The sequence below is a fragment of the Streptomyces violaceusniger Tu 4113 genome (assembly GCF_000147815.2).
In the GTDB taxonomy this organism is placed as follows: Bacteria; Actinomycetota; Actinomycetes; order Streptomycetales; family Streptomycetaceae; genus Streptomyces; species Streptomyces violaceusniger_A.
In genome coordinates this window covers 4,199,987-4,221,779 of the sequence record NC_015957.1, presented here as the reverse complement: position 1 = coordinate 4,221,779, position 21,793 = coordinate 4,199,987, and the positions used below count along the sequence as shown (strand labels likewise).

General features: G+C 72.1%; 17 protein-coding genes and 1 pseudogene. 8 read left to right on the top strand and 10 right to left on the bottom strand.

All coding sequences use genetic code 11. The annotated features are described in order from the left end of the window. Positions 1–46: 46 nt before the first annotated feature. From STRVI_RS18075 to STRVI_RS18060, 4 genes are all read left to right on the top strand, one after another. Entirely contained in the window at positions 47–859 is an 813-nt protein-coding gene (locus STRVI_RS18075; protein ID WP_014057113.1) for an SAM-dependent methyltransferase, read from the top strand. A gap of 737 nt (positions 860–1,596) precedes the next feature. Continuing rightward, the gene (locus tag STRVI_RS18070; RefSeq protein WP_043239098.1) at positions 1,597–2,367 is read left to right on the top strand and encodes an AfsR/SARP family transcriptional regulator; all 771 of its coding nucleotides are present in this window, start codon (positions 1,597–1,599) and stop codon (positions 2,365–2,367) included. 26 nt (positions 2,368–2,393) lie between these two features. Further along, positions 2,394–2,624 carry a DUF5988 family protein gene (locus tag STRVI_RS18065; RefSeq protein ID WP_014057111.1) on the top strand — a complete coding sequence of 77 codons (231 nt, stop codon included), beginning with the start codon at positions 2,394–2,396 and terminating at the stop codon, positions 2,622–2,624. Between the two features lie 86 nt (positions 2,625–2,710). Beyond that, a complete protein-coding gene (locus tag STRVI_RS18060) occupies positions 2,711–4,606 on the top strand; it encodes a Xaa-Pro dipeptidyl-peptidase (protein ID WP_014057110.1) in 1,896 nt (631 codons plus the stop codon). Positions 4,607–4,649: 43 nt separating this feature from the next. Here STRVI_RS18060 and STRVI_RS18055 read toward each other — a convergent pair whose 3' ends face one another. Next, positions 4,650–5,501: a class I SAM-dependent methyltransferase gene (locus tag STRVI_RS18055; protein ID WP_014057109.1), complete on the bottom strand. Its 852-nt coding sequence runs from the start codon at positions 5,499–5,501 to the stop codon at positions 4,650–4,652. Between the two features lie 321 nt (positions 5,502–5,822). Here STRVI_RS18055 and STRVI_RS18050 point away from each other — a divergent pair, with 321 nt between their 5' ends. Next, positions 5,823–7,016 carry a CapA family protein gene (locus tag STRVI_RS18050; protein WP_014057108.1) on the top strand — a complete coding sequence of 398 codons (1,194 nt, stop codon included), beginning with the start codon at positions 5,823–5,825 and terminating at the stop codon, positions 7,014–7,016. A gap of 26 nt (positions 7,017–7,042) precedes the next feature. On the opposite strand, the gene STRVI_RS18045 is transcribed toward STRVI_RS18050, so the two are convergent. After that, entirely contained in the window at positions 7,043–9,766 is a 2,724-nt protein-coding gene (locus STRVI_RS18045; RefSeq protein ID WP_014057107.1) for an ATP-dependent Clp protease ATP-binding subunit, read from the bottom strand. A 149-nt stretch (positions 9,767–9,915) separates the two neighbouring features. Next, a complete protein-coding gene (locus tag STRVI_RS18040; RefSeq protein WP_014057106.1) occupies positions 9,916–11,025 on the bottom strand; it encodes a PP2C family protein-serine/threonine phosphatase in 1,110 nt (369 codons plus the stop codon). A gap of 209 nt (positions 11,026–11,234) precedes the next feature. On the opposite strand from STRVI_RS18040, the gene sigJ reads away from it, so the two are divergent. Further along, complete coding sequence (gene sigJ, locus STRVI_RS18035) at positions 11,235–12,107, top strand: RNA polymerase sigma factor SigJ (RefSeq protein ID WP_014057105.1); 873 nt, start codon at positions 11,235–11,237, stop codon at positions 12,105–12,107. A 74-nt stretch (positions 12,108–12,181) separates the two neighbouring features. Continuing rightward, the gene (locus STRVI_RS18030; protein WP_014057104.1) at positions 12,182–13,264 is read left to right on the top strand and encodes an NAD(P)/FAD-dependent oxidoreductase; all 1,083 of its coding nucleotides are present in this window, start codon (positions 12,182–12,184) and stop codon (positions 13,262–13,264) included. A gap of 90 nt (positions 13,265–13,354) precedes the next feature. On the opposite strand, the pseudogene STRVI_RS47995 reads toward STRVI_RS18030, so the two are convergent. The 4 genes and pseudogenes from STRVI_RS47995 to STRVI_RS18015 all read right to left on the bottom strand — a co-directional run. Then, positions 13,355–13,625 (bottom strand): annotated as a pseudogene (locus tag STRVI_RS47995) (aldehyde dehydrogenase family protein); the annotation flags it as partial. A 39-nt stretch (positions 13,626–13,664) separates the two neighbouring features. Then, a complete protein-coding gene (locus tag STRVI_RS18025; RefSeq protein WP_014057103.1) occupies positions 13,665–15,452 on the bottom strand; it encodes an ABC transporter permease subunit in 1,788 nt (595 codons plus the stop codon). A gap of 116 nt (positions 15,453–15,568) precedes the next feature. Then, entirely contained in the window at positions 15,569–17,140 is a 1,572-nt protein-coding gene (locus tag STRVI_RS18020; protein ID WP_014057102.1) for an ABC transporter substrate-binding protein, read from the bottom strand. Positions 17,141–17,213: 73 nt separating this feature from the next. Continuing rightward, positions 17,214–17,765, bottom strand: coding sequence for a GNAT family N-acetyltransferase (locus STRVI_RS18015; RefSeq protein ID WP_014057101.1), 552 nt, complete (start codon positions 17,763–17,765; stop codon positions 17,214–17,216). Positions 17,766–17,853: 88 nt separating this feature from the next. On the opposite strand from STRVI_RS18015, the gene STRVI_RS18010 reads away from it, so the two are divergent. Next, entirely contained in the window at positions 17,854–20,247 is a 2,394-nt protein-coding gene (locus tag STRVI_RS18010; protein ID WP_014057100.1) for a tetratricopeptide repeat protein, read from the top strand. 44 nt (positions 20,248–20,291) lie between these two features. Here STRVI_RS18010 and STRVI_RS18005 read toward each other — a convergent pair whose 3' ends face one another. The 3 genes from STRVI_RS18005 to STRVI_RS17995 all read right to left on the bottom strand — a co-directional run bounded on the left by STRVI_RS18005 (position 20,292) and on the right by STRVI_RS17995 (position 21,793). Beyond that, positions 20,292–20,633: a hypothetical protein gene (locus STRVI_RS18005; RefSeq protein ID WP_014057099.1), complete on the bottom strand. Its 342-nt coding sequence runs from the start codon at positions 20,631–20,633 to the stop codon at positions 20,292–20,294. Between the two features lie 111 nt (positions 20,634–20,744). Then, positions 20,745–21,311, bottom strand: a complete 567-nt coding sequence (locus STRVI_RS55565; protein ID WP_014057098.1) for a hypothetical protein — start codon at positions 21,309–21,311, stop codon at positions 20,745–20,747. Positions 21,312–21,466: 155 nt separating this feature from the next. Next, the gene (locus STRVI_RS17995; RefSeq protein ID WP_014057097.1) at positions 21,467–21,793 is read right to left on the bottom strand and encodes an MmcQ/YjbR family DNA-binding protein; all 327 of its coding nucleotides are present in this window, start codon (positions 21,791–21,793) and stop codon (positions 21,467–21,469) included.

The following is a 21,793-nucleotide window of genomic DNA, read 5'->3' as shown; positions in this document are numbered from 1 at the left end:
ATGCGCCCTTGGCCGACCCGATCTCCGAGCACACAGGAGGAGTGCCATGACATCTCCATCGGCCGTGCCACCAGGCGGCACGGTGTCGGACTACTACAGCTCGCTGGGACCGCTTCTGCAGATGGCGTGGGACGACAACTTCCACTTCGGCTACTGGGACGGCCCGTCCGATACCCGTTCGGTCCAGGAGGCCACCGATCGCTTCACGGATCTGCTGATCGAACGGCTGCGGGTGGGGGCGGGAGACCGGGTACTGGATGTCGGCTGCGGTATCGGGAAACCCGCGATGCGCGTGGCGACCGCCGCCGGTGCCCATGTCCTGGGCATCACGATCAGCGAGCTCCAGGTCAAACAGGCGACCGAATCCGCCCGGCTGGCCGACCTGTCCCACCAGGTGGCATTCCAATACGCCGACGCCATGGCCATGCCTTTCGACGACGCGGCTTTCGACGCCGTACTCGCATTCGAATCGATCAATCATATGGACCGCCCGACGGCGCTGCGGGAGATGGCCCGTGTGCTGGGATCCGGGGGCCGGGTGGTGCTCACCGATGTCACCCCGCCGAGCGACGGCAGTTACCAGCCGGACGCCGATCCCGATGTGGTCACCTCGCTGACCCGGCTGGAGGACTGGCCCGGTCTGATCGGTGACGCGGGGCTGGTGCTCGACGAGCTGACCGATGTCACCGAGAACACGAAGGACACCGCCAACCGGATGATCGACGGCATCCTGCGCTGCCGCCGGGAGTTCGAGGCGCAGCACGGGGTCAGCGTCCAGGAGGTACTGGACGCCGCCAAGTCGGCGCTCCCCACCGTGCCCAGCGCCGGTTGCGCGATCGTGGTGGCCCACAAGCCCTGAATCACGAACAAACCTGACGGTTATTCGACATCCCCTTCATGGGCCCCGCGGAGCCGGAATTCTCCACTCCTCATCAAAGCGGCGCCAAGGGCTCCATGATCCAGCAAGATTCGCTTGTCCCGGCCGATGCGATCCGCGTATTCTCATTCGCGGACTGCACCACCTCAAGTGCGGGGATATCCGGATTCCGATCTTCCGGACGTATTGCGAATACCCGCTCCGCCCTGTCGAGGACGCCGCCTCGAGGGCGCGTATATCCGGATTCTAGGTGAGGTGGGTAGTCATAGGACTTGCTTAGATGTGGGGCACCCGCCGAAGGCGTCGATCTTGTCCGTTCTCTGATTCCTCGGCAGGGCCCGCGATAAAAGAGGGGTGAGTAATGGCAGTCGCGAACGGCGTGCGTCAGTGGATCCGGCGGCACCGCCCGTCCCCGCACAGAGGGGCGCGACCGGACCACTTTCCACACGCAAGCGGCTCAGCAAGCGCCCACTTCCCATCCCCTCCGGGGTCGCCGGACTCCGGGGACGTGACAATTGCCGAGCGCCACCCGGACGGCCCGGAACGGCGATCCGCGCGGATCACCAGAGCCACCAGAGCCCGCCCCGCACATATGTGCGCCTCCAGAAGCAGACGGCCCTCGACATCGAGGAAACAGCCAGAAAACACCGCGGGCACTTCCGGCAAAGGCGCCGACTGTCCCATGACCGCACTCGTCGGCGACTCGGATGGGGCACATCGTGCGATATGAGATCATGGGACCTCTCCGGGTGGTAGAAGGAGAGCGGAAATTAACCATCAGGGCGCGGAAGATCGAGGTCCTGTTGACCGTTCTTCTCGTCCGCGCCGATCAGGTGGTCCCGATCGACCAACTCATCGCGGAGATCTGGGGAGAGTATCCGCCGCGCCGGGCGATCGCCGGGCTCCATGTGTATGTCTCCCAGATCCGTAAGTTCCTGCGCCGGCCCGGCCAGAGCGAAAGCCCCGTTCTCACCCGCCCACCGGGATATGTCCTGCGGCTGGGCCCCGATCGCCTCGACTTCCACTGCTTCGAACGACTGGTGTGCGAGGGCCGGGATCATCTCAGGGAGCGGCGCTACCAGCAGGCCACGGCCACTTTCGAAAGCGCACTCGATCTCTGGCGCGATCCGTTGCTGGATGATGTATGCCATGGGCCGATCCTCGAAGGTTTTCAGACCTGGCTGAAGGAAGCCCGGCTGGAATGCATCGAGATGCTGACCGATTCCCGGCTCATGCTCGGCCGCCATCGTGAACTGGTGAGCGATCTCTACCAGTTGACCACCGAGCATCCTTTGCGGGAGGCACTCCACCGTCAGTTGATGCTGGCGCTCTACCGCTGTGGCCGCCGGGCGGACGCATTGCATGTGTATCAAGCGGCGCGCAAGACGCTCAATGAGGAACTCGGGCTCGAACCGTGCCGGGCCCTGCAGGACATGCAGCGCGCCATCCTCACCTCGGATGACCGGCTGGAACTGCATGTTCCCGCATGAGGAAGACCGCGTAAGGAGGTGGACATATGAGCGATCACGTCAGTTATCTGTCCGACGGCAGCCCGATCGAGGTCGTCCTCGAAGGCGGACCGGACGATCTGCCCCGGGCATTCCAGACCGGGCGATCGACCCTCACCAGCAGGAAGCTCAAAATCCAGCATCGCGATGGATACGAGCACTTCGAACTCGTCAGCGATTCCGCTGACATCACCACAGCGATCTTTCGCTGGACCATGCGTACGAAAATCGCCGAGTAGCCTCCATGGCCCCGGAACCCCGGGATCGCCGACCGGTCGCCGCCGACTCCCGATCCCGGGGCGGGGGCCGTGGCCAGGAGGTCCGTATGCTCACCTCACGATGGCGCGGCGTCGTGATCGCCGCGGTCGCGATATCGACAGCCCTTGCCGCACTGCCCGCCGGGCCCGCGTCGGCCCGGACGTCCGCCCAGCCCGGTGCCCGGGTGGTGGACGGCCGTACCCAGCCGGTGTTCTCGTATCCGGATGCCGTGCGCGAGCACCTCATGGTCCAGACGCCCGTCGACAGTGACGGCGATGGACACAAGGACCGGGTCGCGGTGGACGTCATCCGGCCCAAGGAGACCCAGCAAGGTCTCAAGGTGTCGGTCATCATGTCGGCCAGCCCCTACAACGACACCGTGGGCCGCGGGTTCGAGTCGGAGCGGAAGAGCTACGACGCCCAGGGCGCCCCCGCCAAGTTCCCTCTCTTCTATGACAATTACTTCGTGCCGCGCGGCTACGCCGTGGTCGATGTGGATGTGACCGGGACCGGCAGATCCGACGGCTGTCTGACGGTCGGCGGCGCCTCCGACGTGGCGGCCGCCAAGGCGACGATCGACTGGCTGGGCGGCCGGGCCACGGCGTACGCGGCCGACGGCAGCGAGGTGAAAGCCTCCTGGTCCACCGGCAAAGTGGGCATGATCGGCCACTCGTACGAGGGCATGCTGGCCAACGCCGTGGCCGGCACCGGTGTGAAGGGCCTGGAGACCATCGTCCCGATCTCCGGGATGAGCTCGTGGTACGACTTCGCCCGCACCAACGGCGCCAAGCACTGGAATGGCTTCGCCTCCTACCTGACGACGGCGCTGGACACCGACCCACCCCAGAAGTGCCAGGCGGTGCGCGACCGGCTGCAGGCCGGCGAGGACGACGCCACCGGCAACTACAACGCCCACTGGCATGAGCGCAATTACATCGCGCAGCCGGCGCCCGAGGTCAACAAGGTGCGCGCGAGCGTCCTCGCGGCACACGACCTCAGCGACTACAACGTACGGATCGACCAGTTCGCGAACTGGTGGGCCCCGCTGGCCGAGCGCGATGTGCCACGCAAGCTGTGGCTGGGCCGTTACGGGCACACCGATCCGTTCGACTGGCCCGGTCGGCGCGCACAGTGGGTCGACACCGTGCACCGATGGTTCGACCACTGGCTCTACGGCGTCCAGAACGGAATCATGGACGAGCCCCGGGTCGATCTGCAGACCGGCCCGGCCACCTGGACGACCCAGGCCGACTGGCCCGCGCGCACTTCCTCGGTGCCCCTGCACCCCGGGCCCGACGGCTCGCTGGCGCTGAGCCCCGCGAGCGGCACCGGGACCTTCACCGACACCAAACTGAGCGAGGCGGATCTCACGGCCGACCCGTCGGCGAGCCGTCCGGGCCGGCTGGCGTTCCTCACCCCACCGCTACGCACCGGAGTACGGCTCTCCGGCACGCCCACCGCGGATCTGCGGGTCACGCTCGACAAACCGACGTCGAACCTCACCGCGCTGCTCGTGGACTACGGCGAGGACGAACGGATCGACTGGAACCGCAACGAGCCCCAGAACAGGATCCATGACGGTCTGCAGGGGCTGGACGAGGAATCCTGCCACGGGGAGAGCACCGCCCAGGACGACGCCTGCTACCAGAACACCGCCAATGTGACGGCGCGCAAATCCTCCGAGGTGATCGCCCGCGGCTGGATGGACGCCCAGAACCGCCACTCGCTCACCACCCCCGAGCCGATGACCCCCGGCCGGCCCTACCGGATCACCTGGAAGACACTGCCGAACGACTACGAGATCAAGCCGGGCCATCGGCTGGGGCTGGTCCTCGGTGGCACCGACGCCGACTTCCTCTACTTCGAGGATCCGACCGGGGCGAAGGTGACAGTGGACCTGGGCGGCAGCCGTGTCACCGTACCGGTGACCGCCGCCGGTGGACTCACCAAGTCGCTTCGCTGATAGGCAAGTTGACGAGGCCCGGGCCGCCACCGGCGGTCCGGGCTCAGCCCTGGATCCAGGTGTGGATCACATGGGCGCCCAGGTCCCCGTACCCGTCGGCCATGCGGTGGCCGCTCTCGTACCGGGCCGTGAGGTCGCCGTAGCGGATGTCCTCCCGCGCGGAGAAGCCCAGCCGGTGCAGGTCTCGGGCGAGTTCCTCCGGGGTGAAAAAACTGAGGAAGGGCGCACCGGCCTCGGCGGCCCATGCCGCGCGGGCCTCGTGCACGGCGCGTTGCTCCGGTGGCAGCGTGTCCGGCGGCTCGCCGTAGTCGAAGACGGCTCCTGAGCCGTCCGGCAGGCCCGCGATGAAGCCGAGCGTGTCCAGCACGGCGGTGTGCGTCAGATACGGCACCACCCCGAGCCAGCTGAAGAACGCCGGGCGGGCCGGGTCGAAGCCCGCCGCCGTCAGCCCGTCGGCCAGGCTCTGCCGCTCGAAGTCGACCGGTGCGAAGGTCAGTGAGGGCGGTACGGGGATCTCCGCGGCGGCCAGCCGACCGCGCTTCCACTCCTGGGTCGCGGGATGGTCGACCTCGAACACCCGCAAGCCCTCCGCCTCGTACGGATTGCGGCAGCCGAAGGTGTCGAGCCCCGCCCCCAGCGCCACCGCCTGCCGCACCCCGCGCGTCACGGCGGCGGCGACGGCGTCCTCGGCGAACCGCGCGCGGGCGGCCACGGACAGCCGCACATCCTCGCGCTCGGGCCGGAAGGCCGCCTCGAGGAGGTGGTCGTCCGCGTCGGCGGCGAGGATACGGAGCGCCAGCGGATCGTGAAACACCCGGCCGTCCTCCAGCTCCTGGTGGGCCGCGCGGAACGCGGCGGCGCCGCGGGCGGTGATGCTGGGCCGGCCGTTCTGCATGGAGCGTCCTCCCCCGAGGTCCCGCCGTATGTCGCGAGCGGGCACACCCCATGGTGTCAGCTCCGCACCCCACGCGCATGGCTAACCGCCCATGTTCACAAGGGAGTTATGCGACGGACGGCCGCCTGGGGAACCGCCGGGGCCGCGACGCCGCGCGGCAGGCGCGCATTGTCCCATCGATGGGCACCGAACAGGGGTTGGCCGGGCCCATCGGGTACATCCGGTCGGCCGAACCGGTGAAGCTCCCCCTCACTCCGCGACCCCTCCGGATGTCGTGCATATAAATATGACAATCCGACAATCAGAACAATAGGGTCCGGTATGGCCCGGACCAGTGCGGAGTGCACCGTGTCCCCTCACCCACGCCATCGGACGGCGCTGCTCGCCATCGCCCTGCTCGGCGCCGCCACCGCGTGCGGCAGCGGGACACCGGCCACCCCCAAGGCCGAGGAGAAGCCGTCGAGAACCGCACCGGCCAGGAGCGGGGCCATGAAGGGCTTCACCCTGGTGGCCACCGGCGATCTGCTGGTGCACGCCTCGGTCATCCGGCAGGCACAGGCGGACGCGGGCGGTGACGGCTATGACTTCCAACGCATGATCCGGGCGGCCACGCCCGTCGTCGCCCAGGCCGACCTGGCCATCTGCCATATGGAGACCGTCTACGGGGCCGCCCACGGGCCGTTCACCGGCTATCCGACCTTCAAGACGCCTCCGCAGCTCGCCTCGGCCGTGAAGAGGCTCGGCTACGACTCCTGCTCCACCGCCTCCAACCACACCCTCGACGCCGGTCCCGAGGGGGTGGTCCGCACCCTCGACGCCATGGACAAGGCCGGGCTCAAGCACGCCGGATCGGCCCGTTCCGCCGCGGAGAGCGCCCGTCCCACACTGATGGAGGCCGGTGGCGCCAAGGTCGCGCAGCTCGCCTACGCCTACGGCACCAACGGCATCCCGGTTCCCAAGGGCAAGGCGTGGCTGGTCAACCTCATCAACCCGGCGCGGATCATCAAGGACGCGCGGGCCGCGCGGCGCGCCGGGGCCGATGTGGTCGTCGTCAGCGTGCACTGGGGCACCGAATGGCAGCAGGCGCCGGACAAACTCCAGCTCGCGCTCGCCAAGAAGCTGACCGCCTCCAAGGACGGGGGCCGCCGCGACATCGACCTGATCATCGGCACCCACGCCCATATCCCCCAGGCGTACGAGAAGGTCAACGGCACCTGGGTGGTCTACGGCATGGGGGACCAGATCGCCGGGATCATGCCCGACAAGCGCGGTCAGATGGGCTCGGCTGCGCGCTTCACCTTCGCCCCGCCCACCGCCGAGGGCAAGGCGTGGGAGGTGAAGAAGGCGGAGTACATCCCGCATGCCGTGGACAACGATCCGATCTCCCTGGTGAACCTTCCCCGGGCCCTGGAGAAGAGCCCCGGCAACCCGGGTTACACCAGCGCCCTGAGCACCATCCAGGAGGCGGTGCTCAGCCGGGGCGCCAAGAAGGACGGTCTGACGATGGGTCGTTGACCCGGCCCGGTCCCCGTGCCGTGGCGCTACCACTCGGGCCGGGCCGGGCCGCCCGGCTCGTCCGACTGCTCCGTTCGTCCGGGCTGCTCCGTACGTCCGGGCTGCTCCGTCCGTCCGGGCTGCTCCGTTCGTCCGGACTGCTCCGCCTGCCCCCCGGCCTGCTCCGCCTGGCCCGGCGGGCCGGGGGGCCCCGTCCGCTCCGCCTCCTGTGTGTGGAAGACCAGCTTCTCGTTCTCCACATCGACGCGGACATGGCTGTGGGCCGGCAGCGTGCCGCTGAGCAGCATCCGGGAGAGCGGATTGTCGACCTCGCGCTGGATGGTGCGGCGCAGCGGCCGGGCGCCGTACTCCGGCTGGTGTCCGTGCCGGGCCAGCCACTCGACGGCGGGCGGGGTGAACTCCACGCTGACGTCCTGGGCGCGCAGCCGGCGCCGGGTCTCCTCCAGCAGTACATCGGCGATCTGCCGGAGCTGGTCGTCGGCGAGCCGGCGGAAGATGACGACCTCGTCGATGCGGTTGAGGAACTCCGGCCGGAAGTGCTCCCGCAGCGGGCGCAGCACCCGCTCCCGGCGCGCCGCCTCGTCGGCCTCGTCGTCACCGCCGCCGAAGCCCAGGGGGCCGCCGCGTCCGGTGATGGCTTCCGAGCCGAGGTTGCTGGTCATCACGATGACGGTGTTCTTGAAGTCGATGGTGCGGCCCTGGGCGTCCGTCAGCCTGCCGTCCTCGAGCACCTGGAGCAGGATGTTGAAGACATCGGGGTGTCCCTTCTCCACCTCGTCCAGGAGCAGCAGGGAGTAGGGCTGGCGGCGCACCGCCTCGGTGAGCTGCCCGGCCTCCTCGTGCCCGACGTATCCGGGGGGCGCGCCGACCAGGCGGCTGACGGTGTGCTTCTCCTGGTACTCGCTCATGTCGAGGCGGACCATGCGGTCCTCACTGCCGAAGAGCGCCTCGGCCAGTGCGCGGGCGAGTTCCGTCTTGCCGACGCCGGTGGGGCCGAGGAAGAGGAAGCTGCCGCTCGGGCGGTTGGGGTCGGCGAGTCCGGCGCGGGCGCGCAGGACGGCGTCGGCCACGGCGGCCACGGCCTCCTCCTGCCCGACGACCCGCCGATGGAGGTGTTCCTCCAGGCCGAGCAGGCGATCGCGCTCCTCCTGGGTCAGGCTGGCGACGGGGATTCCGGTCTGCCGGGAGACGATTTCGGCGATGTCCTCGACGGTGACCTCGGCGACGCGCCCGCCGTGGTACTGCGTACCGGATGCCTCCGTGATCCGGGTGTTCAGTTCGGCGATGCGGTCCCGCAGGGAGGTGGCGCGTTCGTAGCTCTCGGACGCGACGGCCTGGTCCTTGTCCCGGGTGAGCTGCTCGACCTCCCGCTCCAGGGCGCGCACATCGGTGCCGCGGCCGCTGGAGCGCAGCCGTACCCGGGCCCCGGCCTGGTCCATGAGGTCGATGGCCTTGTCGGGCAGGAAACGGTCGGTCAGATAGCGGTCGGAGAGCTCGACGGCGGCGAGCAGCGCCTCGTCGGTGTAGCGGACCTGGTGATGGGCCTCGTAGCGGTCCCGGAGACCGTGCAGGATGGCGACGGCGTCCGCGGGGGTGGGCTCGGGGACCATGATGGGCTGGAAGCGGCGGGCGAGCGCGGCGTCCTTCTCGATGTACTGGCGGTACTCCCGGAGCGTGGTCGCGCCCATCACATGCAGTTCGCCGCGGGCCAGTGCCGGCTTGAGGAGATTGCTCGCGTCCATCTGGCCGCCCTCGGAGCCACCGCCGCCGGCGCCGACAACCGTGTGCAGCTCATCGATGAAGATGATCAACTCGTCGGAGTTGGCGCGGATCTCATCGACGATGCCGGTGACCCGCTGCTCGAAGTCGCCGCGGAAGCGGGTGCCCGCCACGACGCTCGCGATGTCGAGCTGGACGACCCGGCGGCCGAGCAGGATGTCCGGCACATCGGCGTCGGTGATCCGCTGGGCGAGCCCCTCGACGACGGCCGTCTTGCCGACACCGGCCTCGCCGATGAGCACGGGGTTGTTCTTGCCGCGCCGCGCGAGCACCTCGATGCTCTGCTCGATCTCCTCATCGCGGCCGATCACCGGGTCGATCCGCCCCTCGCGGGCCAGTTCGGTCAGATCGCGGCCGAACCGGTCGAGGTTCGGGGTCTTCCGCTGGTCCACGACGGGCCGCTGATCGGTGGTGGGGGCGCTCGGCGTGAGGCCGCCGGTCTGGGGCGGACCGGGGGCCCGGGGTTCGAAGCGGGCGGCATTGAGGATCTGCCCGGCGGTGGACTCGCGGTTGGCGGCGAGCGCGATCAGTACGTGTTCGGGGCCGATGTACGAGGAGCCTCGTGAGCGGGCTATCTCATGGGCGTCGAGCAACGCCCGCTTGACGGCCGGGGTGACGGCGACCGAGTTGCGCGGCGGGCCGCCCCCCGCCTCGCGGTCGATCTCCGCGGCGATCCGGTCGGGGTCGGCTCCGGCACGCGAGACCATGGTCCGGGTGGGCTCGGAGGAGAGCGCGGCCCGCAGCAGATGTTCGGTGTCGAGGTCGGTGCTGCCGTGTTCGGCGGCGTAGGAGGCGGCGGCCGAGACAAGATGCCGCGCGTTCTCACTCATCAGCCGGCCGAAGTCGACATGTCGTGAATCGGGCCGCTGCCCGGCTGGCCCGGTCCCGAGGAAGCGTGCGAGGAAGTCGCCGAGTGGATCCGGCCCGAAGTCCTCGGGGCCTTGATCAGGGCCCCCATTCCCGCTGCCCATGTGACCAGTTTAAGGGCGATTGGCGCTGATGTCCGTTCGTGGGCGGTTTCGCGGGCGGCGGGCATCGGCGACACCGGCCCCCGCCCCAGCTCCCCGCCCGGGCCCCCTCGGCTCCCCGCCCGGCCCCCTGGACTCTCCCTCCGGCGGGATCAGGGCTCCGCCCCGTGGCGTTCGAGGACGACCAGGGCGGCGTCATCGCCCTGGTGGCCGCCTGTGTGGCAGAGCAGATCGCGGTGCACTCGGTCGACGAGGTGCTGGGGTCCGGCGCCGTTCCATCCGGGGAGCCGTTCGGCGAGCGGGTAGAAGGTGCCCTCGCTGTTGCGCGCCTCGATGACCCCGTCGGTGTAGAGAAGCAACTGATCGCCCTCCGCAAAGGGGAAGACCTCGCTGTGGTACCGGCCGGCCACCAGATGGCCGAGGCCCAGCGGCAGTGCGGGCGCATGGCCCTCCAGCGCCTTCACACCCGAGTCACACAGCATGATCGGCGGTGGATGTCCGCAGTTGACGAGGCGGACCACCGGCTGGTCGTCGGGGATCTCCAGCACGGCGGCGGTGACGAACGACTCCCCCGCCCCGGGCGCCTTGTCGGGGGGTTCGGTCCGCTCGGCGGACAGGGCGGTGTCCAAATGGGCCGCCAGATCGGTCAGGGGTACGGGCCAGTGGGCCATCGCACGGAAGGCGCCGAGCACCAGGGAGGCGTCCGCGACGGCGGTCAGCCCGCTGCCCCGGACATCGCCGATGATCAGGCGGGTGGTGTTGGAGGTGCGCGCCGCCGCGTACAGATCGCCGCCGATCTCCGCCCCCGGCTCGGCCGCGAGGTAGACCGAGGCGATCAGCAGCGGTCCGACCCGGAGGGGAAGCGGACGCAACAGGACCCGCTGCGCCACATCGGCCACCGCCCGCACCCGGTTCAGCTCGCGCATATGCCGGTCGAGGACCGCGCGGAACAGCACGATCAGCGCCGAGACCAGGGCCAGGGTGACCACCTCGGCCTGGGGGCCGGGACGGCCGAGGACGCCGTCCGAGGCGTTCGACGCAATCTGTCCGGCCACGGCCAGGAGCCCGACGCACGCGGTGAGCAGGGGGCCGGCGAACGAGGCGGTCATGGCGGGGGCCGCGATCAGCAGCGGGCTGAGCCGGATGCTCGCCGGGGTCAGCTCATCGCCGAGCGTGATCAGGCCGATGAGCAGCAGGGGGATCACGACCAAGACGCGGGTACGCCACCTTGGCCGGCGCAGATCCGAGTGACCTTGCCGCATGTGCACATCTACTGCTTACGCCTGCCCTTGCCGCCGCGCCAGCCCCGCCCCGCCGGGAAGATCACAACCGCTCCACCGGAAGGGGCCCGGACCGCCCGCGAGGCCGCCGCCTCACCGGGGAGACCGCCGCCGCACCCGGGAGGCGGCTGTCTGTCACACTTCCGGCCGCCATCTCGTCCTCCCTCTCAGGCCGACGAGAGGATCAGGACATGGCAGAGCTGACCGACTTCGAACAGCAGCGCGACCGGCTGTGGGCCGTCGCCTATCGCATCACCGGCTCGGTCGCCGACGCCGATGACGCGGTGCAGGAGACCTGGCTGCGCTGGCAGGCGCTGCCCGTGGACGAGGTCGCCGACCCCCGCGCGTATCTGACCACCGTCATCAGCCGGATCTGCTACGACCTGCTGGGTTCCGCGCGGGTGCGGCGCGAGGCGTACATCGGCCCCTGGCTGCCCGAGCCGGTGGTGGCGACCGCCGGTCCTGAGGACCGGGTGACGCTCGACGAGTCGGTGGGGCTGGCGCTGCTCACCGTGCTGGAGCGGCTGACCCCGGCGGAGCGGACCGCGTTCATCCTGCACGATGTCTTCTCGGTGCCGTTCCCCGAGATCGCCGAGGTCGTGGGCCGCAGCCCGGAGTCCGTACGGCAGCTTGCCTCCCGGGCGCGCAAGCGGGTCCGGGAGGAGGCGCCGCGGCGCTCGGTGGACCGCGGGGAGCACCGGCGGGCCGTGGACGCGTTTCTCCAGGCGGTCCTGGGCGGTGACATGGAAGGGCTGCTGGAGATCCTGGATCCGGAGGTCGTCTGGCGTTCGGACGGTGGCGGCAAGGTGGCGGCGGCCCGGGTCCCGGTGCTGGGCAACGAGAAGGTGGCCCGCTTCGCCCAGGGTCTCGCCCGGGGCTTCGACCCGGCCACGATGGTGGTGCACCGTTGCGCGGTCAACGACGCCCCCGGCCTGGTCATCGCCGACCGCACGGCCGGCCAGGCCGTGGTCTTCGCGTTCTCCGTGCACCAAGGTCTGATCACCGAGATCGACGTGGTCATCAACCCCGACAAGCTCCGCCATCTCGACCTGCCGAACCTGTGACCGGCATCACCGTCACATCTGGAGCCGCTATGTCGTCCTCCTCATGAACACCATCCGAGAAGGAGGCCGCCGGTATGGAGAAGCAGCAGGTCCTGGTACTCGGCGCGGGCTATGCGGGGCTGATGGCCGCCCTGCGGCTGGCCCCGCACACCCGCGTCACCCTGGTCGATCCGAGCACCGCTTTCACCGAACGCGTCCGGCTGCACGAGCGGGCCGCCGGACGGCCCGACATCACGCATCCGCTCGACGCGCTGACACGGCGGGCCGGCATCGTCCACGTGGCCGCCCGCGCCACCCGGGTCGACCCGGCGGCCCGGCAGGTCACCACCGACGACGGCCGCCGGCTTCCGTACGACCGGCTGGTGTACGCGCTCGGCAGCCGCACCCCCGACCCCGGTGAGCGCGCCTACACCCCGGAAACGGCGGCCGAACTGCACAAGCGGCTGCTGGACGGCCCGGGTGAGCTGACGGTGGTCGGCGGGGGGCTCACCGGCATCGAGCTCGCGGCCGAGATCGCCGAGTCCCAGCACGCCTGGAAGGTCCGGCTGATCACGGGCGACGAGGTCGGCACGGGGCTGTCGGCGAAGGGCCGCGCCCATGTGCGGACGACGCTCACCGGGCTCGGTGTCCGGATCGAGGAGGGCCGCCGGGTGGCGGGCCCCGAGGACATCGACACCGACGCGGTGGTCTGGGCCACCGCGATGACCGCGAACACCGCGCTGGCCGAGGCCGCCGGGATCAGCCTCGACCCCACCGGCGGCATCAGCGTCGACGGCGCCCTGCGCTCGGTGTCCCATCCGGAGATCTACGCGGTGGGCGACTCCGCGGCCATGACCACCTCGGCCGCCGGTGCCCTGCGCATGGCCTGTGCCACCGCGCTCCCGGCCGGGTCGCACGCCGCCTCCTCGATCATCGCCGAGACGCGGGGGCGACAGCCGGAGCCGCTGCGCTTCCGCTTTGTGGTGCAGTGCGTGAGCCTGGGCCGCCGGGACGGGCTGATCCAGTTGGTGCGGGCGGACGACTCCCCGCGCGAGGGGGTGCTGCGCGGTGGCCTGGCCGCACGCGCCAAGGAGCGGGTCGTGCGCTCCACGGTCAGCATGCTGCGCCTGGCGGCGCGCCGCCCCGGAGCCGTGCCCCTCATCCCCGGGATGAGCTGAATCCCTGGGCTGAGTTGCGTCCCGGGGACGGGCTGAGTCCCCGGGATGGGCTGAGTCCCCGGGATGGGCCGAGGGGCCGCGCAGCCGCTGGAAGGGGTAGTGCGGGTGCGGGTGGCGAGGGTGATCCACCGGGTGTCGCTGAACGCCTCGATGCCTCAGCGGCCGCCGAACCGCCCGTACCCCGACTGTTTGATGCCACCGAACGGGCCTGTGGCTCGTCCGCCACCGACTGGTCGTTGATGTGCACGATGCCGGTCCGGATACGGCGGGCGACCTTGAGCCCATGGGTCCCGTTGTCGGTGATGATGCCGCAGGTCAGGCCGTGGTCGCTGGCGTTGGCCAGGGCCACGGCCCGATCGTCTCACCATGGCGGGACGTCAGTCTCCGCCGGGCCGGGACGTCAGTCTCCGCCGGGCCCCGGGCCGTCGTCGATGCGGAGGCGGCGGCGGGGCCACCGCACCCCGCCGGACGCCGTCACCGCCAGGACGCCGAGGAGGGCCAGCGCGGCGGCGGGGGCGAGGACCGTCCACGGGGCGCGCTCGGCGTAGGGGTGGTTCTCGGCCAGCAGCCGCCCCCACTCCGGGGACGGCGGCTGCGCGCCCAGGCCGAGGAAGCCCAGCGAGGCCAGGGCGAGCGCCGCGGCCGGCAGGCGCAGCAGGGCGTGCCGGATGACCGGGGGCAGGACCGCGGGCAGGAGGTGGCGGCGCAGCAGATGGCGGCGGGAGGCGCCCAGTGCGCGGGTGGCGGCAAGATGCGTGGCGGCGCGCTGCTGCCGCAGCAGGGCGGAGGTGTGCGCGGCCAGCGGCGCCCAGGCGACGGCGGCCACGGCGAGCGCGGGGGTGTACGGGCCGCGGCCGGCCGCTCCGGCGATCAGGAGCCCGGCGAGCACGGGCGGCACCGCGTTCACGGTCTCGACGAGTCCGCCGGACAGCCGGGGCACCAGGCCGAGCAGCACCCCCGCCACCAGTGCGGCGGCGCTCACCGCCACCGCGAGCGCGAGCGTGGACAGCGCGCCGTGCCCCACCCGGGCCAGCAGATCGCGGCCCAGCGCGTCGGTGCCGAACGGATGCGCCCAGGACGGGGAGGTGAGCCGGGCGGCGGTATCCACGGCCAGCGGGTCCCGGAGGGCACCGAGCGCCACGACGGCGAGCAGGAGCGCGCCGTAGAGCAGCGGAATGGAACGGGCGGACGGCGCGGACGGCCGGTGGAGCGAGAGCAGCGCCCCGTCGCGCAGCGCGGGCCCGAGCAGCAGCCGGGCCGCGAGCCGGGCGAGACCTCCGGCGACGGCCGCGAGCAGGACGAGGACGAGGGTGCCCGCCTGAAGCACCGGCAGATCCTGGGCGATGGCCGCCTGCAGGGTGAGCCGGCCGAGCCCGGGGATGTCGAAGACCTGCTCGACGGCGACCGCCCCGCCGGTGAGCCCGACCACGAACAGCCCGATGTTCGGCAGCACTCCGGGCACGGCACGCCGCAGTGCGTGGCGGGCGATCCGCCGGGCGGGCAGCCCGCGTGCGGCGGCGGCCCGGGCCCAGGGTTCCGCGAACGCGCCGGGCAGGGCGTCGTCCAGGACCCGGCCCAGCAGGGCGCCCGCGGGCAGGCCGAGGGCGAGCGAGGGCAGCACCGTCCACCGCGGCCCGTACCAGCCGACCGCGGGCAGCCAGCCGAGCCGCACCCCGACCACGGCGGCCAGCACGGACGCCAGCAGGAACTCGGGCAGCGCGGCGAACAGCGCGCCGCCGCTTCCCGCACCGGCCCCGCGCCGGGCGGCCCGCCGCCTCGGCCCGAGCCACAGGGTGCGCCCGCACACCGCGCCCGCGGTGACCGCCGCGACCACCAGCGCCCCGCCCATGAGCAGCAGCGAGACGCCGAGCGCCTCGGCGACCGAGGGGGCCACGGCCGTCCCCGAGATCCAGGACCGGCCCGCGTCGCCGTGGGGCAGTCCGGCGAGCCATCGGCCGAGCAGCGTCAACGGCCCAGCATCGAGGCCGAGTTGGGAGCGCAGGGGCTCCAGAAGCTCGGGGCTGGGCTCGCGGTCGGCCTCGCGCGCCTTGAGGACGGTACGGGCGGGGTCGGTGCGGGACAGCCAGGGCAGCAGCCCGATGCCGCACAGCAACGCCCCGGCGAGCACGAGGCGCCACAGCGCGCTCAGGCCGGTGGACTGCCCGGCGCTCAGGCCGGTGAACCGCACGGCGCTGAGCCGGGTGGACCGACCCGCGCCCGGCCCGGTGCATCGCCCGCCCGCGCTCGGGCCGGTCGACCGACCCGTACTCGGCCCGGTGGACCGCGCCCTGGTCCGCGTGCCGCTCAACGTCGCGTACCGGTGCCGACGAGCGTGCGCTCGTACGGATCGAGGATCACACCCCGCACCGAGGCGCCGACGCCGTGGATGATCCGCTGGTGGACCAGCGGGACGACCCCGTCCGTGCGCAGCACGGCGGTCTGCGCGGCCAGGGCGGCGCGATGGCGCGCGGCGTCGTCGGCACGGGACCCTGCCTCGGCGACCGCGCGGTCCACGGCCTTGTCGCACACCCGGGCCAGGTTGTAGCCGCCGTCGCAGGTGAAGTCGTCGGCGAGATAGGAGACCGGGTCGCCGGTGTCGAGCATGGTGTTACGTGCGGCCACCACGGCGTCGAACTTCCCGGCCAGGGCGTCGCTTTCGAGCCGGGAGTACTCCCGCACCTCCAGCTTCACGCTGAACCCGGCCTTGCGTAGCTGCTGTTGCAGCACCTGGGCGACCTCGGGCAGCTCGGGCCGGTTGTCGTAGGTGGCGAGGGTGAGCGCGGTGTCCCCGGCACGCTTGGCGGCGGGGCGGCCGGATGGCCGGGGGCGCTCGCCCGCGGCCCAGGTGAGGGCCGGGCCGAACAGGCCGCGGCCGGTGTCGGCATGCCCCTCGTAGACGTCCTCGGCGAGGGCGGAGGCGTCGACGGCTTCGCGGGCGGCGGCGCGGACGGCGGGGTCGGCGAAGGGGCCGGAACGGGTGTTGAGGAAGAGGGCGGTGGTGCGGGCGGTGGGCACCTCGCGGACGGTCGGCCGGTCGAGGGTGGCCGCCTGGGAGACCGGGACCGCCTCGGCGATGTCCACCTCGCCGCTGCGCAGCGCGTTGGTGCGGGCCGTACCGTCGGCTATGAAGCGGACATCGAGACCGGAGGCGTGGGCGAGGCCGCCCCAGTAGTCGTCGAAGCGGTGGAGGGTGGCGCGGGTGGCGCCGCTCGTCCTGGCCAGGGTGAAGGGGCCGGTGGCGGTGCCGGCCGGATCGACGGCCGGTTTCCCGTCCGCCGTGTCCGAACGCGGCTCCGCCGAAGCGGACTCATCCGTACCAGCCGTCCCCGTACCGGCCTTCGTGCGATACGCCTTGGGCGAGAGGATGGCCAGGCTCGGGCTGGACAGTCGCAGGGGCAAGGCGGAGTCGGCGGTGGCGGTGGTGACCCGGACCCGCCGCTCCCCCACCGCCTCGGCGGTGAGCGTGACCCCGGTGAGCGCGGCGGGCGCGGGATCGGCGTGGGTGGCATGGGTGAGGGCGCCCGCCACCGCCGCCGGGGTGACCTCGGTGCCGTCCTGGAACCGCGCCTCGCGCAGGGTGAACACCCAGCCGCCGCCGCTCTCCCGGGTCCAGGACTCCGCGAGGGCGGGCACCGCGCCACCGTTGCCGTCCAGCCGGGTCAGCCCCTCGGTGACCCCGAGCCGGCTGAGCAGAGTGGCGTCGGCGCCGTACGGGGAGAAGCGCTCGGCGGGCGGGAAGGCCATGGCGACCCGGAGGCGTCCGCCGCCCGCACCGGCCCCGGCGTCGTAGGGCGAACCGTCGCGGGCCGCGAAACACCCGGTGAGCAGCGGGACGAGCAGCAGCGCGGCGGCCCACCGGCGGCGGACAGAGTGCATGGGCGTGGTTCTCCAGGGGCTGCGCGGGACGGCAGAACAGCAGGAACGCTACATGATAATCATTTCCATCAACTCACGGCATCCCTGGCCCCATGGGGACCTCGAAGTGGACGACCCCCTGACCGCCCCCGGGTGCCTCCCGCTCATCGCAGACGACCTTCCCCATGGACCGCCAGAACGGCTCGGCGCCCGCCACCCCCGGATCGGTGTGCAGATAGACCGCTCGATAGCCGCCGTCCGCCACGGCGAAGTCCAGCAGCGCATGCACCAGCCGCCGGGCCAGCCCATTGCGTCGATGCTCGGATCGCACATAGACCCGGCGCAACTGGGCGGTCTCCCCTGACGGGTAACGCGCTGCCAGCCACGACGGGTTGGGCGGATGGGCCGGACCCCGGGAGTCGAGCGCGGCGGTCGCCACGACCGCCCCGTCGCTCTCGTCCACCGCCACCAGCAGGGTGTGGCGCGCGCCGTTCAGATACGCGGCGGCGGGATCGATGATGTCGGCGTGCCAGCGTGGCACATAGCCGGTTCCGAAGTCGCGGTAGACGGTGTCGAGCATCACGCTGCGGACGGCGTCGAGGTCATCGGGGGTCGCGGTTCTGATGCGATAGCTGAGCACCTGCATATCGTACGCAATAAGCCTGTGGGCTGATCGTACTGGCAGACTGGGCCGGGACCGGAGGAGGGGGCCGATGGGGCGGGGACGGCCGTCGATGCAGGAGCTGATTCAGCGGCGCAGGAACGCCGGATTCGTGGGGCGGCAGCGGGAACTGGACGCGTTCCGGGACAACTTCGGGCTGCCGCCGGAGGACGGGCGGCATCGCTTCGTCTTCCATGTGCACGGCCACGCGGGCGTGGGCAAGACCTGGCTGATGCGCCGGCTGGAACAGACCGCCCGCCAGGAGTACGGCGCGCTCACCGCCCGCGTCGACGAGGCGGCGGGCTCCGTCCCCGAGGCGATGGCCGCGATCAGTGAGCAATTCGCCCGCCAGGGGCGGGGGTTAACGGCCTTCGACCGGCGGCTCGCCACGTATCGGCAGCGCCGCCATGAGGCGGAGTCGGTACCGGCTGAGGGCGAGCGGCCCGGGCCCAGCACCGGCAGCCTGGTCGCCGCGCGAGCCGGGCTCACCGGCCTCGGCCTGGTGCCGGGTGTCGGGGCGCTGGCGGGCGCCGTCGACCCGGTGCCGCTCGCCGAGGGCACCGACCGGCTGCGGGCGGCGCTCAGCTCGCGGTTCCGCGACCACAAGGACGTCCAGCTCGTGCTGGACCCGGTGGAGGCGCTGACCCCGCTGCTGGTCGGGGAGTTGTCGGAGGCGGCAGCGGCGGTGCCGTGGCTGGTGCTGCTCTTCGACACCTACGAGCGCCTCGGCCCGCTGCTCGACCCCTGGCTGCGCACCCTGCTGACCAGCGAACGCCTTGGCACCCTCCCCGCCAACACCGTACTGGTGCTGGCCGGGCAGACCCGCCCGGACCCCGGCCGCTGGGGCGACCTGGCCGATGTGGTCGCGGAACTGCCGCTTGAGCCGTTCACCGACGCGGAGGCCCGGCAGTTGCTCACCGCCAAGGGGATCACCGATGAGCCGGTGGTGCGCGAGGTGCTGCGGCTCTCCGGCCGGCTGCCGGTCCTGGTGTCCACCCTCGCCGAGAACCCCGGAACCAGCGGCGACCTGGACGACCCCAGTGCCACCGCCGTCGACCGGTTCCTGAAGTGGGAGCGCGATCCGGTGCGCCGCTCCGCCGCCCTGGCGGGCGCGCTGCCCCGGCGGCTGAACGAGGACGTCTTCAGGGCGGCGGTGGACGAGGACGGAGCCGAGCTGTTCGGCTGGCTGCGGTCGCTGCCGTTCATCGGCGACCGTAACGGGGCGGCCCGCTACCACGATGTGGTCCGCGCCCCGATGCTGCGGCTTCAGCGGACCACCTCACCGCAGCGGTGGAGTGCGGCGCACACCCGGCTGGCGGAGACCTTCGCCGGGTGGCGGGAGGCGGCCGCCGGGGGGCTCGACGCACGCGACGGGTGGCGACTGGACGGCTGGAGCGGACCGCGTCTGGAGGAGTGGTACCACCTGCTGTGCGCACGGCCGTCGGCGGCGCTGCCCGGAGCGCTGCGGGACGGGATCGACGCCTGCGACGCGGGACCGGCGGTGGCCCGGCGCTGGGCGTCCACCCTGGTCGAGGCGGGCGAGGACGCCGACTCGGACGCGGTGCGCACCTGGGGGCGGCGCCTGGTGGAGGCGCTGACGGACGAACGGCGGCGTGGTATCGAGGCGCTGGGACTGCTGCTGGCGCGGGCCGGGCTGGACGCCGCCGACCGGGTCGCGGCGCTCGTCGTACGGGGGTGGCACCGCCGGTCGGTCGAGGAGTACGACGGGGCGCTGGAGGACTTCCGCCGGGCGATCGAGCTGGCCCCCGGGAACGTCCGCGCACACTTCGGGCGCGCCGTGGTCCACCGGGCGACCGGGGACTTCACCGCGGCGATGGACGCGCTGGACGGCGTGGAGGCGCTGGAGCCCGGCTCGATCTGGGTTCAGCGGGAGCGCGGGGAGACCTGCCGCCGGGCGGGCCGGTACGAGGAGGCGCTGGCCCGGCTCGACCCGGTGGTCGAGGCCGATCCGGCGGACCATGTGGCCCTGGGCAGCCGCGGCCAGACCATGATGGCGCTCGGCCGGATCCAGGAGGCTCTGGCGGACTTCGACCGGGCCATCGAGCGACACGGCGACTACACCTGGGCGCTGGTCCGGCGGGCCCGGGTCCGCAGCACCCTGGGGGACGCGGCGGGCGCACTGGACGACCTGGACCGGGCGGAGGCGCTGGAGCCGGGCGTCCCGGGAACGCTGGGCGAGCGCGGCGATGTCCACCGCTTCGCGGGCCGCTACGAGGAGGCCATCGCGGCGTACGACCGGGCGCTGGCCCTCGACGCCGGCTACGCCTGGGCCCTGGGGAGCCGCGCGATGGCCAACGAGGCCCTGGGCAGACGCGCGGAGGCGCTGGCGGATCTGGACCGTGCGGTGGAGCTGAATCCCGGCTACGCCTGGGCCGTGGCGCAGCGCGAGCGTTTGCTTCTCGGCGGGGATTCACCGGAGGGCGGACGGAACGACGGACCGGTGTGACCTCCCGGCACCCGTGGTTCCGGCTCCTCTCCCTCCGCGGCCGGTCACCGGCCCTGTCGTGACGCGCGCCCGGTGATGCAGGACGACACGGTGTGGCGTACGGCGCGCAGCACGGCACGGCAGCGCGACAGATACCGGGCCGGGCGGGACCGGCGGACCGGGCGCGGTGCAGCCGATGGAGCCGGTACGGACGTCGGGGCCGGTACGGCCGACGGAGCCGGCACGGCCTCGGCCACGTCCCGAGCGGTGGCGTCCGCCGGATCGGGAGCGGCCGGATCGGCCGGGGGCGGCGACGGATCGGTGGTCCTGGCTTGCGGGGTGACGGGGCGCCGGGTGGCTTCTGCGCGCATCATCGCGCGCATGGCGGCATAGACATCGATGGGCATGCGGATACTCCTGCGGTCTCGGACGTCCGGTGGCTGAGCGGGCAGGGCACACCGCATCCGGGATCCGCGCGGCAGCCGCGGAATCGGGATGGCGGACGTGCCCGGGCCCGGTCAGCAGCGCAGGACGACGGACCGCGAGGAGAGCCGATCGGCCGGGATGTCGCCTCCGGCGGCGAACGCGCCGACGCCCGGCGCGGGGTCGGCGGGGCGACCGCGGACCGCGACGAGCACGAGGGGGCCGAGGGACGTCGAGAGGGATCGATGGGCGCCGAACGAGGCGCCGTGGACCACCCGCCCGGCATGCCGGGCCGGATGCCCGGCACCGTCCCGGGCGAAGAGCGTGGCCGACGCCGATGCGGGGGAGCGCTCGTCCTCGGTCTCCGGCGCCACCGGAACAGGCGCTGGGACGCCGGGAGCGCCCGCGGGGGCGGACGCGAGGAGGCCCGGGGCCGAGGCGGGAGCACCGGCGTCACCGGACGTAGCCGGGGCCGGGGCCGGGGCCGGGTTCGGGTTCGGAGGCCCGGCCGCGCACTGGTCCGGCCCGGTGGACGGCGAGTCGCGGACGACCCCCAGGGCCAGCACGGCATGCAGCAACGTGACCGCCAGCAGCAGAAGGACGGCGGCCGCGCACGGGCCGCCGCACACCGCGGGGCGGTTCGTTCTGCGGCCGTGCACCATGCGGCCTCCCTCGCTGATCCCCCTCCAGGGAACCCCGCGCAGCGGAAGACAGCACTCCGATTACCGGGAAAAGTCTATACTTTCACCCGTGTCGGTTATCTCCTCGAACGCATATATCGTCGCATTTCGAGGAGTTGCCGGTCGCCGTGGTGTGATCATTCGAGCAGCGCGGCCGGTGCGGCCTGCCGCCAGGAGTCCAGCAGGATGTCCCGCAGCTCATCGACGTCCTCCAGCGCGGCGAGCCGCACCCGCACCCAGGCCGAACTCGCCTCATGGGCGGCGACCCAGAACTTCTCCGGCTCCGCCAGCACCAACTCCTTCCGCTCCTCCTTGGGACATCTGACGGCCATCGAGGTCTCGTCCTCGGGCAAGGTGGCGAACATCTTCCCGGCGACCCGGAAGGTGGGCATCGACCAGGCGATCTTCTCTGTGGTCTCCGGCAGCGACAGGGCGACGGCACGGACATCGTCGGAGGTGGTCAT